Consider the following 16562-nt stretch of genomic DNA (forward strand, 5'->3'; position numbering starts at 1 on the left):
GTATAATGAGCGTAACAACTAAACGTTAGAGGTGTATGATGCAATTCAAAGACAAACCTTATCACTTCATCCCCGCCACGGTACCTGAGTCAGCGCATACTGTTATTCGCGACGTGGCTTATGGCCCAGATTCACGACAACAGTTAGACCTCTATTTGCCTGCTGGTCAGCAAGCTTTCCCAGTTATTCTTGATTTATATGGTGGCGGCTTACTGCGCGGGCAAAAATCCTCTTTTAAACTTAATCCCAGTCTACGCTTTTTAGCTGCTGGTTTTGCGGTGGTGAGTATGGATTATCGCCTCAACACCGCTACACATAATCAGTTCCCTGAACAAATTGCCGACATTAGTACTGCCATTCATTTTTTGGCCCAACAGGCAACAGATTATCAATTAGATATAACACACCTCACGCTCATTGGCGAATCCAGTGGCGCCCAATTAGCCGTGCTTGCTGCTGCCAGTTTTTCAGACGGTGTGCCATTAGGCACCCTATCATCAGCAGATATTACGACTTTACCAGAAATCAAGCGCGTCATTGGTCTATATGGCCCTTATCAAGTCGACCAAATGACGCAACAGTTCCAACAACTCGGCATAACACCTCAGTTTCCAGAAACCGGTACAGCTGATGCCTTTGAAGGTATCATGTTAGACCATCACGCACCAGAAACTGCTCCGGATCTTGTTAAACAGGCGAATCCTGCGACGTATTTGACACCAAAAATGCCGCCGCTTTTCTTAATTGCCGGCACGAAAGATCCCGTCGTCCCTTATTTACAGAGTGTCGATCTCGCGCAACGTTACCAAGCCGCCACATTGCGCCCAGCCACAACCCTTTGGGTGCCAGGTGGTGTCCACGGCCCAGCTGATTATGATACCGATGCCATCTATCAACAAAAGTACGCCTTTATCACAGCAACACCAAAAAACGACGCCTCATACTAGGCGTCGTTTTTTGCTAATAATTGTAAAATTGTGCGTGAGACACCATCATGGTTATTATCAGCCACAACCGGTAAAAAGTCCCCCACTAAAGTCGTTTTGGGCATGATGAAAGGATAACCCACATGCGTTAACATCTCAACATCATTACCTCCGTCACCAAACGCAGCAACATGGGCCATCTCAATCCCTAAGTGATCCGCTAAGACTTGCAACCCCACCGCCTTATTCACACCAGCAGGCACAATATCAATCGCCCCTGTGCCGGTTTCGGTCACATGGACAGCATGTCCCAATGCTTGCTTAGCAGCAGTATAAAACTGTAATTCATCAAAGTCACGCCAATTCATCGTGACTTTAAAGATTGGCTCCGCAATGTCGGCAACATCGTCAAAAATGACAATATGTTGAAAATACTTCAGGTGCTTATCCATGACAACATTGGCAAATGCACGTGGGATATAAGCCGTATCATCCGTGGAGTAAACCACCCCTTGGTCCGGTTTTGGTTCAAAGTTAGCAATTAAGGTCGCAATTTGCGCTAACGTTGCGCGCGGGATCGCCCGTTCATATAACACTTGACCATCACCAGTCACAACCCGCGCACCATTATTTGATACAAAATTAATGCCGTCATTTAAAAAGCCTGCCATAATGCGATTAATGCGTGTCTGATGGACACCGGTAGCAATCGCAAAGGCAATATGCTGGGCTTTAAGTTGGGTGAGGACAGTCCGAAATAACGCATGATCAAACGTCTTATCATCCGCTAAGAATGTCCCGTCTAAATCTGTTGCAATCAGCTGAATATTTGCCATGAGTCGTGTATTCCGCTTCTATTTTTTCGCTCTCTAGCAGTCGTCTATGTCTATTTTTAGTTTACCACATTTATACCATGACAAATGTGACTAAGTACTTACGCATACGCTAGAATACGTTGGGCAATCCAAGCAGCCTCACGTAAAATGACCGTATTGACGCCAGGACGTGGAATCACCGTCCCAAACCACTTGAGGCCTTCAAGCGTAATACCATAAATATACAAATGTGGCACTTTATTGCCATTTTGGTCAATCACTTCAAAAGTTTGGCGATCAAATGTCGCAGCGCCTAACTGATAAGTTGACCCGTCTGCGCGTGTCCGAGTTGGTTGCACGAGCAGTCCTTGTTGGCGCAAGTTTTCAATAACTGGATTTCTTGAGATCCCAATATCTGTTGCCCCTAAGCGTGCTTCAATCAAGGCATTCCCACGGAATTCTTGTTGGCGGGCGTCGCGGGCAACAAATTGTTGGCCCTCAGTGTCAACATGAATTTGTGGCGCTGTCACTTCAAAGACCCCTGCTTCTATCAAAGCCAGTAGTTGTTCAATTCGTTCAAGCGGTGGTCCAACTGACACTGACACATCGAATGGTTTAAATTGGCGCAAGAATTTTTCATATGCGTCTGCGTCAAAATAATCATGTTCAATCACATAACGAATCCGATCGCGCACATCGCGCATAATATCAAATGTTCCAGCAAAAGGTGCGTGCTTATTCCCCAATTTGGCATCGGCAATATCTGCTCGCAAATACGTTTTAAACCACGTTGCGTAGTCAACTGCAGCATCTAAATCACGGGCTGGATTACGAATGAGATCAATATCAAATGCTGGTATATCATCCAAGCCAAATGCTTTTGCTGTCGCCATTAAATCATCACTAGTTAACAAAGCTTGGCGTAAGGCTTCGGCTTGATCATAAGGCAAGCGATTAGGCATAATTGCCAGTTGGTTTAAAATGTATTTGTAAGTAAGCTCTTTTACTATTAATTTTTCAAAATCGTCATACTGTAAATGACCGCCACCCGCTGCCCGAAAAGCGTCTAAAGCTGGTAACGTGAAAAACTTTGGTACGTATAATTCACTCGTGTCCTTTTCATTGACACCGCGTGCATGTAGTGGGAACCCGCCACGTGAGCCCGCAATCACATGTGGCTCATGACCCGAAGGGATATAGTCTAGTTCACCGGCAGCATTCCGGACAAATTGGCCGCCCTTCCCCACAGTCAAAGCGGACAAATAATCAAAAAAGCTCAAGCCAAGGCCACGGACAATAATGGTATCATTTTCATCAAATGATGATAAATCGGCTTCCGCTGGATGCGTTGGCGCAACGTATTTAAGGTGATTTTCCGCAGCAAATGTTTTAAAACCAGCCTCTTCTTCTGATAAATAATCATCGGAATGCCCTAACGCCATCACCACTTGATCTGATAAAATTTGTATGCCGTCAGCTAACGTCAATTGGAATTTCTGACCAATTGGCGTGACCTGGGTGACGGCTTGTTGTGTAAAGGTCAGCGTTTGGTTTTGACGTACACGTTGCGTTAACCATTCAAAGAACCAAGCCGCATAGACGCCCATCATGCCCCGCGAGGCAAAGTCACCTGGTTGCTTTAATCGGGCAACTTCTTGCTGGTAAAATGGCGCAAATTCGGGGTGAGCTGCTAAAAATGTTGCCGCTTGCCCTACCAGCCATTGTCGTAAATTCGGTCCTGGTAAGGGCTTCCCACCATTTTCGATTGAGTCATCATTAAATAATGTAATTTGATCAATCACGGTGTTCATTAAAAACTGCTGATTTTGTGGTATGAATGGATCCCAGACACGACCACCAATTGCATAGGGATCAAAAATTTCAATATCGAGCTTGGTATCATCCTCAGCGAGATTGATAAGTCGCTCTGCGACAGCCAGACCACGAGGGCCAGCACCAATAATTGCAACTTGCATGTATCTATATTCTCCAAAGCGTTAATCAAAACGTCTTATCCATTATTTTGTAAACTAGTTTCCATTATAGTCGGTTTTAACCGCGTTTTCAAAAACTTAACTTACATTTTGTCAATAGACGACTTTAACAGCGCTTGAAGCTGCTTAAAATGCCGCTTTGAATAGGGTAACGCCACACAAGTATCTAATATCACGGTATGATTGCGGCGGTCTAAATGACAAATTTTATCACGATTAATCACATAAGCCGCATGTATTTGAATTAACTTATCACTCAAATCAGCCAACGTTTTCATTGTCGCGCGCAAGTCGATTTGGCGCTGTTCACAATAAATCGTTGCCCGATGACTGGCCATAACATTACTGGCAATATAAATCATGTCATTCACATCCACAATTTCCCGCTGATGACTACTGGGCAAAGTGACAATTTCGGGTGTGTGTTGCGTTTGTAGCGCCAAATGGCGATTGGCAACACGGATAGCTGAGCGAATACGTTGCTTAAATTTCGTTTCACACAATGATTTGTCCACAAAATCTAACACACCGATTTGATATTGATAACTCATCGCTAGTAATTCAGTATGCGTACTGACAATAATAATCGGCGATAAACTGTCAAAGCTACGAATGGCCTGGGCAACATTAAGGCCGGCATGCACGACATGATGCAACGCTAAATCAATTAAAATGACTTTCGGTTGGCGATCTGCTTGTAACGCGGCTAATAATGGTGCTGGTTGATCAAATAACTGACACGCACCAATAATTTGCTGTAGCCGCTGTTGTTGCTGTGGGTGGTCTTCTAAAATATAATAATGGGTCAATTTGCACCCCCAAACGTTAATGCTTGCCTGACACGACGGCTTTCAGTCACCGTTACTAATTCAATATCACGTCGTTGGGCCAAAAATTGATGGACAAAATATAAACCAAGTCCCGCATGCCCTCGTTTTGATGAATAACCAAGCTGCTCAGCCACTGGTAAATCAATTTGATGTAAACAACTATTGATGATTGCTACTTGTTCGGAAGCCACGAAAACAACCGTCACCAACTTTTCTGGTGTATCAACGGCCGCTTCAATCGCATTATCGAGTAAAATACCAAAAACGCGATAAAATGCATCATCCACTTTAAAGTCAACCGGTTGAAAAACTTGGTGAATATCGATGGTAAACTGCACCCCTTGCTGCGATGCTTGTTGATATTTCACTAACAACATACTACGCAAATTCACATTAGCAATTAAATGGAGTGCCAAGACCTGCGTCTCTGGCAAGGCGTGCTGGCTCGTTGCAATCACAGATTCATAAGCGTATTGCACATCCGCCATATTGCCATTTTGGATACCGTAAGCCAAACTCGCTAAAATATTTTTATAGTCATGTCGAAATGTGCGATACGCCAAATATTGCTTTTCCAGCTGATTCGTATACTGCTGTGTTGCAGCTAACATGTGATCACGTTGCTGTAATTTACACGTTAATAGGTCATATTGATGCCGCAATGCGGGCAGCCCGATAATCAGCAGCACCCCCACCAGCGATAATATTTCCCACATCACTGATCCTTGGTACGCTGTATGATGCCACAAATAAGCTAAATAATCGTTTAAACCACGCATGCCAAACCCAATCATTAAAAAAACGCCAAGTTGCTGGGGATGACGTTGAAAAAACTGGTGGTTAACCATTTGAAACGATATAAATACGGTACAATCGCGACCACAATCGTCACAACCCCAGCCATTAAATAACCGAGTAACTGAATGACTAAGGGGAGCGTCAGGAGTGACAATATGGCCAATGCGACATTGTACACCCAAGCAGCCAGTAACGAACTCACAATGGCATCCAGTAACAACACGCCAAGCGGTGTCGCTTGCTGTATTCGTCGCCCAACATAAACTAAACTCACAATGAGTAGTGTTGAGGTCACGCTAACCTGATAAGCTGTTGGCACCAGCCAACGGCTGATCGCTGTCACGATGACTAACCAGCCTAAAAGTTGCCCTATCGTCCGACGTGCTACCTGATGTTGCCCCAATAATAGGCCAAACCAAACAACCGCCGCAATCGTCGACGCCAGTGGTTGCATCAGCAAATTAATATATGACAAAATTGTTAGCATGGCACTCCTCCGTGCGTCACCTTGATGCGTGTCATGATCAGTGGTGACTTGTCACGCTTAAATTCATCATTCGCCAATCGCTGGCCAATTATCATTTTTCTCACGTTGATGTCATCTTCATCATTTTATAATAACTATAATAAAACAAATCAGATGTTAACGCAAATCAGTCCTAATCGCTACGCCAATTATCAAAAAAAATACGCGACCGCAATTGGTCGCGTATTTTTGATGTGTCTGCCTTAAAAGTGGACAAGATGATTAAAATAGCACCTTAATCAAAGCCACGGCTAAGACAACCTGTGCTACACCGGTCAGTAAGCCATAAGACAAGAACTTACCACCAGAATTTTTAATGGTTTCAAACTTAAGGTTCAAACCAATACCAGCCAAGTTAACAACACCGAAGAAACTAGCCGTTTCATGGGCTGAGTGTGTCACAACGTCCGGCAACTTCACAAAACTAGCCAAGAGCAAGAATGCCAAGAAGACGATGACAAACCAAGGGACAGAAACGCCTTTAGCCGCCGCTTCGATGCTCTTATCACTGCGTTGTGCCATTTTGGCAAAGATCACGACCACAACGGTTAACAGAATGACACGTAGCATCTTGAACAACGTAGCGTACGTGACAACTGATTGGTTAATCAAAGTGGCCGTTCCAACTACTTGACCAACTGACTGCAAAGTACCACCGACTAAGGCACCCAACAAAAGATTGTTATTACCAACCAAGTCAGGGCCAATCACTGGTAGCAAAAGCAAGAGGACAACACCAGTCAAACTAACTGTGGCCACGGCAGTACGGCGTTGGTCATCATTGGCCCCAATAGCTGGCGCCACAGAAGCAATCGCACTTGAACCACAGACGGCATTTCCAGCGCCCATCAACATCGCTGACTTATCAGAAACTTTAAACAAGCGACCACCCATCCAAAGGACAACAACAATTGTCAAAGCCATTTGAATTAAGATGAACACAATACCGTTTAAACCAAGATTCTCAATGGTTCTCAATGTACCCGTTAATCCCATCAACGCAATCCCGATTTCAATCGGATACTTTTCCGCCCACTTCATACCTGGGGCAAATTTTTCGTGACGCAAGATGGTATTACCGAGCACAATACCAATCAGCATTGCAATCGCCTCGCCCCCTAGAAAAGGTAGCCAGACAGATAAATATTTTGCAATAACTGACACAATGAATGTGGCCACGATCCCTAAAATCATGTTCCTTTTAATTGCCATATATTATCTCCCTTACAATCAAAATTGAATTCTGAGTTGCTCTCCAAACGACGTTTCACGTGAAACATGCTGTTACGCTGACGCAAATGCTGCCCATAATTTGACAATGGCTTGTACACCCTCATCGCCATGGGTTTTATTGAGTTTGGCAAACAATTGCTCTGCCAGTGCTGTGCCTGGTAGGTCAATAGCCATCTCAGCGGCTGCATCTAATGCAATACGCAAATCTTTTAATAGATGTTTCACATAAAAACCAGCCGCAAAATCATCTGCCATAATCCGTGGCATATAATTGGTGACCGACCATGAGCCTGCTGCACCGTTCCGCCAGATATTGTAAGCAGCGTCAAGATTTAAGCCTGCCGCCTCAGCATAGGCCATAGACTCTGCCATCCCAATAACTGTTGCAGCAACCCCAATATTGTTGCTCATTTTCATATGCTGACCCTTACCGGCATCACCAGCAAGCACAATGTTTTGCCCCATCACTTGGAAAATCGGCAATACTTGGTTATACGTGGCCAATGCCCCACCAACCATAATGGATAGTGTCCCATTTTTAGCCCCAATATCACCACCTGAAACCGGCGCATCAAGCACGCCAATGCCAAGTTCTTGCCCCATTGTGGCAAGCTTTTCAGCTAATTTAGGTGTAGAGGTCGTCATATCAACCAAAATATCGCCAGACTTGGCGCCAGAAAATAGCCCGTCTTGACCAGTCCACACCGCTTCCACGTCTTTTGGATAGCCAACCATGGTAAATGTTATGTCAGCAGCCTGAGCAACTGCAGCTGGCGAATCTGCCCAACGTGCGCCATTGGCAATCACATCGTCCGCCTTCTCACGTGTTCGGTTATACACGATCACGTCGTGCTTGGCGGCTAATAAATTATTAATCATGCCAGTGCCCATGACGCCCGTTCCAACAAAGCCAATCTTCATATTGCTTCTCCCTCAACAATTGCCATACGATTGCCAACATAGTTATTACATAACCTTTATTATCAATCAGACCATTAAAAAAAACAACCGTCATTTGGTTGTTTTTTCAGAAAATTTGCCTGATTTTTTTCTAATATTTTTCTTTGTAACGCCCGCCAGATAAATGACCCACTCTACCGTAGAATTTCATTATCCGTATACCCACCATTAGCAAGTGTCACCGCATCGTTTAACGCCATTTCAACCATGTTTTTGATGGCTGTATTCGTATAAAAAGCAATGTGTGGTGATAAATAAAAATTATCCAATTGCGTTAGTCGTTGAATATTTTCTGGTAAATCTGTCACTGCCTGCTTTTGGTTCATAAACGCATTTTCATTGGGCGTCACATCAACCGCTGCACCGTATAATTGACCGGTATTCAAACTAGTTTCTAAAGCTGTCATATCCACAATCTCCCCACGGGCCATGTTTAATAGGATGGTACCTGGTTGGATTTTGTCAAAAAAGGCTTGATCCGCTAAGTTGCGCGTTTCCTCATTTAAAGGGGTATGAAAGCTAATCACATTGGCACGTGCTAAAGCATCATCTAATGTTGTGTATTCAATAAATACTTCGTTCTGCGCACGATAAACTGGATCAACACCTAACACTTTGGCTCCCAAAGCATGCAACATTTGCGCAAAAGCCGAGCCAATGCGACCAACACCAATAATAGCAACTGCTAACTGATAAATTTCCCGTGCTTGGCCACCGGCTGCCCATGTGTAATCGCCAGTGGCCATGGCCCGCTCAAACTGCTTGTTATGCCGTAAAATATTAAATAACTGGGTTAAGGTATATTCGGCAATTGCCCGTGGTGAATAGGCCGCAACATTAGAAAGTCGGATTTTTTGACTAAAGGCCGCGGGCACATCAAAAACATCATAGCCAACTTGGCGCAAGGCAATTTGTTTAATCCCGTTTTCAGCAAGTATCTGATAGACTGGCGCTGGCATTGCCGTTGTCTGTTGCGTGCTGACCGCATCAAATCCCGCGGCTTGTCCCGCATTATCAACCGTTAATGGTTCTGATAATGTGACCACTTCGTGCCCAGTTTTGGCCATCCAGGCAGTCACAAAAGGTTGTTCTTCGGGAACTGTATTGTACATGAGTATTTTCATATTTTGCTCACCTTTCTCTTATGATACTCATATTTATTGTAAACGAAAAGCACGCTAAAAGCGTGCTTTTTGATTATTTTACTTTGCCGAGGAAATACTTCTTCTTCCCACGACGGACCAATACAAATTGCCCATCGTAGTGTGTTGAAGGATCCACTTCAGCTGCGACATCGGTCACTTTTTCACCATTGATTGTAATAGCGCCGTTCGTCACGTCTTCGCGTGCTTGACGCTTTGAGGGTTCCACACCGCCATCAACCAGGAAGTCCACCACATTCTTGATTTCATTAGGTGTGTCAAAACTTGGCACACCACCAAAGGCATCCCCGATTTGCGCAGCCGAAAGCGTTGCCACATCCCCACTAAAGAGGGCAGCTGATAACTTTTCTGCGTCTTCAACGGCTACTTGACCATGGACAAACTTCGTCACTTCTTGTGCCAAACGACGTTGTGCCAAACGCTCACCTGGGTTAGTTTCAACGGCCTTCGCCAACGTCTCAATTTCATCTACACTTAGGAAAGTGAAATACTTCAAGTACTTCACCACATCAGCATCACTTTGATTCAACCAGAATTGGTAGAAAGTATAAGGTGAGGTCTTCTTTGGATCCAACCAGATCGCGTTCCCTTCAGATTTACCAAACTTCTTACCGGTTGAGTCTGTCATCAAAGGAATGGTGAGCCCAAACGCTTTAGCGTCATTTCCCTCTAACGAATGAATCAAATCAATTCCCGACGTGATGTTACCCCATTGGTCCGACCCACCAATTTGTAACTTAACGTCCTCACGACGCCACAATTCATGGAAATCAATTCCTTGTAGCACTTGGTAAGTAAATTCAGTAAATGAAATTCCTGTTTCCAAACGTGACGCCACGACATCCTTTTTCAACATCACGTTAATTGAGAACAACTTCCCATAATCACGTAAAAAGTCTGTCAATGTCAACTTGCCTAGCCAATCATTGTTATTCACAATACGGGTGTCATCATCACCAAAGAGTTTTGTTACTTGCGCTGTGATGCCCTTTTCGTTTTCAGCCAATTGTTCAGGCATCAAAAGTTGACGTTCTGTTGTAGGCCGTGGGTCGCCAATGGCGCCTGTCGCCCCACCAACAATAATCACAGCCTTACCACCAGCGTTTTGGAAACGCTTTAACACCATAAATGGAATGAGGTGTCCAAGATGCAAAGAATCAGCAGTTGGGTCTGTCCCAACGTAAGCACCAATCTTGCCATCGGCCATTGCTTCTAGTAACCCTGCTTCATCTGTGACCTGGTTTAACGCGCCACGCCATTTTAAATCTTCAATAAAATTCATCTGTCTCTCCTTTGTTGTCGTTAAAATAGCAAAAACCGTCCTATAGCAACTATAGGACGGTTTTAACCGTGGTACCACCTAAATTGTAAGTCATCGGACCTACCACTTATTACGCCTTATCGCGGCAGACGTCATACTACTTAATGTTGTGTAACTCGAGCACAGGGGCGGGCTAGTTCACAGCACCCACTAACTTTCTTTGACGCGCCAATCTGTGTCTTTATCAACTGATGATGTTTTTATTATATCAGATAATCTGATCAATATGTGATTTTTATCAGAATTACGGCATGAATGCTTCGTCCATGACAGCAACACTCACATCATTTCCAGTTATCCTCGTTTTCTCTGGTAGAATGGCCTTATATCGCCTAAATTACTTTTTGGATGTTGCGATATCAAACCGTTTAAAAGCCATTAGTATCGGTATTGTGGCCGCTTTTTTCTTTTCGATCACATTTATCGTTTACGAAGTCATGGCCAATGCCAAAGGCTACTGGGGCTATACGGCTGCCCTACGTTATCTTTGGATGCTGCCCTTAATGCTGATTGTGAACCGTTATTTGGGTTCCAATTTGGCACGCGTCCTGGCCTTCATCAAACAAAACTTAATGGCGTGGCTCATCTGGTCACAAGTGTGCTTTGTGTTGTTTTATGTGCCCCTGAGTTGGGCGGTTGATTATCTCCCTGGTTGGCTGATTTCAGCAACTTGGCAACTCACGATTATCTTTGGGGTATTAACCACCCCATTGGTTAAAGTCACACGACCAAATGGGCAAAAACAAGCACTAAAAATCCCACTGGCATCGCTGCCGTGGATGTTGGTCATTTTACTAGGTGTTTTGCTAACCGTCGCCGCTTTTCTCTATCACTTACAACATATCACGCCCATGCTGCTGGCAATTGGGGCCATCATGCTTGGCGCTGTCGCTTATCCGCTGGGGAATCGTAAAATTATGGCAGTGGTTGAGCCGAGCATGACGGCAACTGAAAAAGTGCTTGCGATGTTGATTTGTTCATATCCTGTGTGGCTTTTAATTGCCGGATTTTCCTATCATCAGGTCGGCTTACCCCATATGGGTCAAGTCATCAATAACTTTGTCGTCGCCTTATCTTCTGGTGTTATTGCAACCGTGCTCTTTTTTAAAGCGACCCAACTCGCGGCACATAATATGCGAGAATTAGCTGCCGTTGAAGCGACCCAATCCATGGAAGTGGTGTTTTCCGTGCTCCTCAGCCTCATGTTTCTTGGCCATGCGCTCCCCACGCCAAGCCAACTGTTAGGGTTGACGTTGATGGTAGGTGGCATTATTATGCTGGCGATTCGTGAATAAACCCATCCGAAAACAAGCTGCCTGTCTTTTGGCAGTTTTTTTGTGCCATTAGGTGCTTGCCGACGGTGGTGTGATGAACAAAGCAACCCCAGTCCACATACGACTAAATGCTGATAGCGACAGCTTAATTTTCCCCACTGCAGGATCTGGATCTGCCATGCATAAGTCCTGCCCAGCTCGCCCGTAAACCACGACATAATGATAGTCGCCAGTGGGTTGTCGGACATGGGCAATAAATGGCAACAGTAAATCAGGTTGGGTTAATAACGTCTGATCTGCTTGCAGAGCCAACGTGTCAAAATGAAGCGTTTGCGCTGCTGACAATAACCCATAGGCTGTTGTGCCTAACGCATTAGTCTGCGTCAATTGGCGTAGCCGTGACAGCGCTGGAGATGTCCCATAGTGGGCAATAACCATGGCTAGGGCTGCCAGCCCACAAGCCATTTCATCTTCTTGTGCGATATATTGGAAGTTTTGTTGTGTCATCTTATGTTCTAGCAAATACCATATCGGCACGCTGCTTATCATGTTATCCGTTTATAATAGGTTTTAGATTAGTCATGGTCATTATTTCAACATACGGTCACAAGTTGTGTTAAACAGCTCCGCCATTTGAATAATGAGATCAACATCGGGTACCCGCTTACCTTCTTCATAACGCGCAATGGTTGAGGTACAAACATTTAACTTGTCCGCCAAATCCCGACGGCTAAGTCGTGCCCCGGTTCTAAGTGCTGTTAAATTTTGAGGTAATTGATGGCCACCAGTAATTTGCTTTAACTGTGCAATGGTCATTTGCTGATAACGTGTCTGATCCAACATCATTTTCTCCTTATTTTCGTCTGCCTACCACGACATATACTATTGGATTTCTGCCAATACTATCATTGTACGAAGATCGCATCAAAACGCTTGGAGAAAATTATGACAATTGGTCACCAGATTAAATTGCTAAGACAGTCAAAAGGGCTCACCCAACGCGATTTGGCAGATACGCTTTATATTTCCTATCAAGCTGTCTCCAATTGGGAGCGCCATCAAAGTCAGCCCACCGCTGATATGTTGCTTGCTATCCTTGAAAAGTATCACTTACCACATGACTTTTTCATCACCCAATCAAGTCAACAACACTGCACGCAAGAAAAAGAACAAATCTTACGTGGTTTTTTGGAGAGTCTCATGTATTGTGCCAGTAAACCGCCAAGTTATGCCACAATTGCCCAGTTTGCGAATCTCTCAATCACGCAAATTTGCCAACACTTTCCCGATTATGATGCACTCGTTAATCAGTTTATGGTCACCGTTGACGACCAGATTAAACCCACAGTTGAAATGCATCTTATCGCACACGAAGATTTGATCACGATTTTTTCAACCCATATGGCGCCACGCTTATATGCCGAACGGCAGAAATTGCACCTGTTATACACCCGTCCATACTTGAAAGACACTTGGTTACGCTTTATTAAAGGACGCTACAAACAACTTATCCAACAATGGCAATCAAAAGCCATCGACGCCACCTACATGCTTGACGTACTTATTACGTTCACTTCTGTGTGGTTGAGTGCCGTACACCCCGAACCATTGGCAACTTTTCAACGGCGTATTCAGCATCTTACCCGCATCCCTATGCAATCTTGGCCACAGTAAAATCCCAGGCACCGCGTGTAGCGGTACCTGGGATTTTTTAATTTTAGACAATAAAAAACCTACACCACTCATCACTACCCTGACCTAAAGTCTGTCTTAAGTTAGATGTTTAGCATAGGTACCCCTAGTTTGAGAACTCTGTTTCAATATGTAACAGCCTCACCTAGTATTCTATCAAATTGTTGGCTTAAAAAATTCAATTTATAACGCTATTTTTTTGCGTAAAATATATGCGTGACTTTTTATAACAATTGTGTTATATGAAATCATTTATTCGCAATTAACTGAATAAATTTTTCATGAAAACGTGTATCAGCTGTCAATTCTGGATGAAAAGCGGTCACTAAAATATGTGCATATTGCGCCGCGATCACCTTTTCGTCATCAATTGTAGCCAAAACCGTTACCGATTCATCAACAGCTGTCAGATACGGCGCCCGAATGAAAACACCATGAAACGGTTCATCAAATCCAACCACCGAAATGGCTTGCTCAAAACTATCTTTTTGCCGGCCAAAGCCATTACGCACCACCGTTGCTGGTAACGCGCCAAATGCCTTTGCTTGGGTTAAAAGCACCATTCCGGCACAGGTGCCAAAAACTGGTAAGCCAACCTGAATCAACTGTCTTAACGGCTCAAGTAGTTGTTCTTGTACGAGCAATTTGTAAATCACTGTACTCTCCCCACCGGGCATAATAAGCCCATCAATGCCCGATAAGTCGGCAGCTTTTTTGATTAATTTTGCATCAACTTGGCACTTAGTCAACATGTCAACATGTTCACTGACTGCCCCTTGTAAATCTAATACGCCAACAATCATGCCCATTCTCCCTTAGATGCCACGACTGGCCATTTTTTGGTCTTCTGAAAGCGTGGCTATTTCAATCCCCTTCATAGGATTACCAATATTTTTTGACACTTCGGCAATCAAAGCGTAATAAGTGGGATGCGCCGTTGCGGCCACGATGGCTTTGGCAAATTTTTCAGGATTTTCGGAGTGGAAAATGCCTGAACCCACAAACACCCCATCAGCGCCAAGGTTCATCATCAAGGCAGCATCTGCTGGCGTAGACACACCGCCCGCAGCAAAATTAATGACTGGCAGCTTGCCATGTTCATGAACGTAGGTCACCAAATCATACGGTGCCCGCAAATCACGGGCAATCGTCATTAATTGATTCGGGTTGGCCGCTTGCACTTGCGCAATTTGTTCATTAACTTTTTCCATGTGGCGGACTGCTTCAATGATATTGCCCGTCCCTGGTTCACCTTTGGTCCGTAACATTGAAGCCCCTTCACCAATCCGGCGTAAGGCTTCGCCAAGATCACGGCAGCCACACACAAATGGCACCTCAAAGGCCGTTTTATCAATGTGGTAGGTGTCATCTGCTGGGGTTAGCACTTCACTTTCATCAATGTAATCCACGCCAACCGCTTCTAACACACGTGCTTCAACAAAATGCCCAATGCGTGCTTTTGCCATCACCGGAATTGTTACGGCGGCCATAATTTGTTCGACCATAGCTGGATCAGACATGCGTGCGACACCGCCAGCAGCGCGAATATCAGATGGGACACGTTCTAGGGCCATGACAGCTACAGCACCAGCTGCTTCAGCAATTTTTGCTTGTTCGACGTTGGCAACGTCCATAATCACGCCGCCTTTTTGCATTTGTGCCATCCCGCGCTTAACCAATGTGGTGCCTTTTTCCATGATTCATACTCCTCTAATGTTTGTGATTTGAATTTCATTCTATTTTAAGTTATGCTGAATTGACTGAGAACAACCAATTGGTTTAATTTTTGACCAACCAATTTAAAAGGAGCACCGATCTTGCGCTGGCAACTACCATCACACGACAAAAAGGCCGTCTACTTGCAGCTGATTAATGTCATTTTACAAGGGATTGAACAAGGCGCCTTACTACCAGGTGAACAACTGCCACCAGAACGCCAACTTGCACATGACTTAGGCGTCAACCGTTCAACCGTCCAACACGCCCTCAATGAATTAGTCAGCCAAGGGATTTTACTGCGGCAACAAGGGAGTGGCACTTGGGTTAACTCGGGCAAATGGGGTGTTTTATCGGCACATGTCAACTGGCGAAACTATTTTACAACGGATCGTTTAAGTGATCCGGAAAGCTTTATGGTGCAACTCAAACAATTACGACAACAGCCGGAAGTTTTAAATTTAGCCGACAGTCAGACCGAAAATGCGCCTTTACGTCAGCTAGCACTCCCAAGTATCGCCATGGCCACGCTACTGCAACAAAACACCGCCAACGCAATGAGTGGTAGTCCCGCATTAAAAGCACAAATCAGGCGACACTTGCACCCCTATCTCAACCAACCCCTGCCAGATGAGCAACTCCTGATTACTGCTGGTGCCCAGCAAGCCTTTTTCTTAATTGCCCAAGGATTGTTATCCTATGGTGATGCCATTGCCATTGAATCGCCCTCTTATTTGTACCAACTCGCCTTATTTCAAGTCGCCGGTATTCGGGTTTTTGGCGTGCCACGCACAAAAAATGGCGGGCTATCCCTCGACGATTTGCAACATTTATATTACCAACACCATTTAAAATTCGTCTTCGTCAATCCAACCAATCAAAACCCAACGACTCAAACCATGCCATTAGCCGAACGGCACGCCCTGATTGCGCGGTGCCGGCAACTCAATTTACCCATTGTTGAAGACGATCCTTTTGGCTTCACACTCGCGCTTAGTCAGCAAAGTATCCCCACGCTTAAACAATTGGACCCCAATAATGTGATCTATATCGGTTCCCTTTCTGAGTTTAGTGGTGCTGACACCCGAATTGGTTGGTTGATTGCCCCACCGGCCATCGTTACGCGCTTATCAGAAATTCGCCAAGAAATGGAATCCGGCATCAGTATTTTTTCCCAGTATCTGGCAACCCAACTCTTGAGCCAACCCAACTTAGCCGACTTGGTCGCCCAGCAGCAACATCAAACCATGCCATTAGCTGAACGGCACGCCCTGATTGCGCGGTGCCGGCAACTCAATTTACCCATTGTTGAAG

General features: G+C 44.7%; 17 protein-coding genes. 4 read left to right on the plus strand and 13 right to left on the minus strand.

Annotated features, from left to right (window positions below; translation table 11 throughout):
• Positions 1 to 38: 38 nt before the first annotated feature.
• A complete protein-coding gene (locus ACW12G_RS00005; protein WP_455647018.1) occupies positions 39 to 947 on the plus strand; it encodes an alpha/beta hydrolase fold domain-containing protein in 909 nt (302 codons plus the stop codon).
• Here the strand turns inward: ACW12G_RS00005 and ACW12G_RS00010 are convergent.
• The 9 genes from ACW12G_RS00010 to tyrS all read right to left on the minus strand — a co-directional run bounded on the left by ACW12G_RS00010 (position 944) and on the right by tyrS (position 10527).
• The gene (locus tag ACW12G_RS00010) at positions 944 to 1762 is read right to left on the minus strand and encodes an HAD-IIB family hydrolase (protein ID WP_068851223.1); all 819 of its coding nucleotides are present in this window, start codon (positions 1760 to 1762) and stop codon (positions 944 to 946) included. The genes ACW12G_RS00005 and ACW12G_RS00010 overlap by 4 nt on opposite strands.
• A gap of 98 nt (positions 1763 to 1860) precedes the next feature.
• On the minus strand, positions 1861 to 3717 hold the full coding sequence (locus ACW12G_RS00015) for an FAD/NAD(P)-binding protein (RefSeq protein ID WP_455646999.1): 1857 nt from the start codon (positions 3715 to 3717) through the stop codon (positions 1861 to 1863).
• A gap of 101 nt (positions 3718 to 3818) precedes the next feature.
• The gene (locus ACW12G_RS00020; RefSeq protein ID WP_455647000.1) at positions 3819 to 4544 is read right to left on the minus strand and encodes a response regulator transcription factor; all 726 of its coding nucleotides are present in this window, start codon (positions 4542 to 4544) and stop codon (positions 3819 to 3821) included.
• On the minus strand, positions 4541 to 5359 hold the full coding sequence (locus ACW12G_RS00025) for a sensor histidine kinase (protein ID WP_455647001.1): 819 nt from the start codon (positions 5357 to 5359) through the stop codon (positions 4541 to 4543). The genes ACW12G_RS00020 and ACW12G_RS00025 overlap by 4 nt, the downstream gene beginning before the upstream one ends.
• Entirely contained in the window at positions 5359 to 5850 is a 492-nt protein-coding gene (locus ACW12G_RS00030; RefSeq protein ID WP_455647002.1) for a hypothetical protein, read from the minus strand. The genes ACW12G_RS00025 and ACW12G_RS00030 overlap by 1 nt, the downstream gene beginning before the upstream one ends.
• 261 nt (positions 5851 to 6111) lie before the next feature.
• On the minus strand, positions 6112 to 7101 hold the full coding sequence (locus ACW12G_RS00035; RefSeq protein WP_334104306.1) for a YeiH family protein: 990 nt from the start codon (positions 7099 to 7101) through the stop codon (positions 6112 to 6114).
• A gap of 72 nt (positions 7102 to 7173) precedes the next feature.
• Positions 7174 to 8043: an NAD(P)-dependent oxidoreductase gene (locus ACW12G_RS00040; protein ID WP_147000884.1), complete on the minus strand. Its 870-nt coding sequence runs from the start codon at positions 8041 to 8043 to the stop codon at positions 7174 to 7176.
• Between the two features lie 173 nt (positions 8044 to 8216).
• Positions 8217 to 9206: a D-2-hydroxyacid dehydrogenase gene (locus ACW12G_RS00045; RefSeq protein ID WP_278364348.1), complete on the minus strand. Its 990-nt coding sequence runs from the start codon at positions 9204 to 9206 to the stop codon at positions 8217 to 8219.
• A 73-nt stretch (positions 9207 to 9279) separates the two neighbouring features.
• Complete coding sequence (gene tyrS, locus ACW12G_RS00050; RefSeq protein WP_455647003.1) at positions 9280 to 10527, minus strand: tyrosine--tRNA ligase; 1248 nt, start codon at positions 10525 to 10527, stop codon at positions 9280 to 9282.
• A gap of 305 nt (positions 10528 to 10832) precedes the next feature.
• On the opposite strand from tyrS, the gene ACW12G_RS00055 reads away from it, so the two are divergent.
• The gene (locus ACW12G_RS00055; protein ID WP_455647004.1) at positions 10833 to 11861 is read left to right on the plus strand and encodes a multidrug resistance efflux transporter family protein; all 1029 of its coding nucleotides are present in this window, start codon (positions 10833 to 10835) and stop codon (positions 11859 to 11861) included.
• A 48-nt stretch (positions 11862 to 11909) separates the two neighbouring features.
• Here ACW12G_RS00055 and ACW12G_RS00060 read toward each other — a convergent pair whose 3' ends face one another.
• The gene (locus ACW12G_RS00060) at positions 11910 to 12347 is read right to left on the minus strand and encodes a cysteine peptidase family C39 domain-containing protein (protein WP_048699915.1); all 438 of its coding nucleotides are present in this window, start codon (positions 12345 to 12347) and stop codon (positions 11910 to 11912) included.
• An 81-nt stretch (positions 12348 to 12428) separates the two neighbouring features.
• A complete protein-coding gene (locus tag ACW12G_RS00065; RefSeq protein WP_080973660.1) occupies positions 12429 to 12686 on the minus strand; it encodes a helix-turn-helix domain-containing protein in 258 nt (85 codons plus the stop codon).
• 99 nt (positions 12687 to 12785) lie between these two features.
• Between ACW12G_RS00065 and ACW12G_RS00070 the strand changes: the two genes are divergently transcribed.
• A complete protein-coding gene (locus ACW12G_RS00070; RefSeq protein WP_455647005.1) occupies positions 12786 to 13514 on the plus strand; it encodes a helix-turn-helix domain-containing protein in 729 nt (242 codons plus the stop codon).
• Positions 13515 to 13780: 266 nt separating this feature from the next.
• Here ACW12G_RS00070 and pdxT read toward each other — a convergent pair whose 3' ends face one another.
• Positions 13781 to 14335, minus strand: coding sequence for a pyridoxal 5'-phosphate synthase glutaminase subunit PdxT (pdxT, locus tag ACW12G_RS00075; RefSeq protein ID WP_455647006.1), 555 nt, complete (start codon positions 14333 to 14335; stop codon positions 13781 to 13783).
• A gap of 12 nt (positions 14336 to 14347) precedes the next feature.
• Entirely contained in the window at positions 14348 to 15232 is an 885-nt protein-coding gene (gene pdxS / locus ACW12G_RS00080) for a pyridoxal 5'-phosphate synthase lyase subunit PdxS (RefSeq protein ID WP_455647019.1), read from the minus strand.
• Positions 15233 to 15349: 117 nt separating this feature from the next.
• Here pdxS and ACW12G_RS00085 point away from each other — a divergent pair.
• On the plus strand, positions 15350 to 16562 hold a 1213-nt coding region (locus tag ACW12G_RS00085; protein ID WP_455647007.1), incomplete at its 3' end, for an aminotransferase-like domain-containing protein.

Source organism: Leuconostoc sp. (assembly GCF_965300815.1).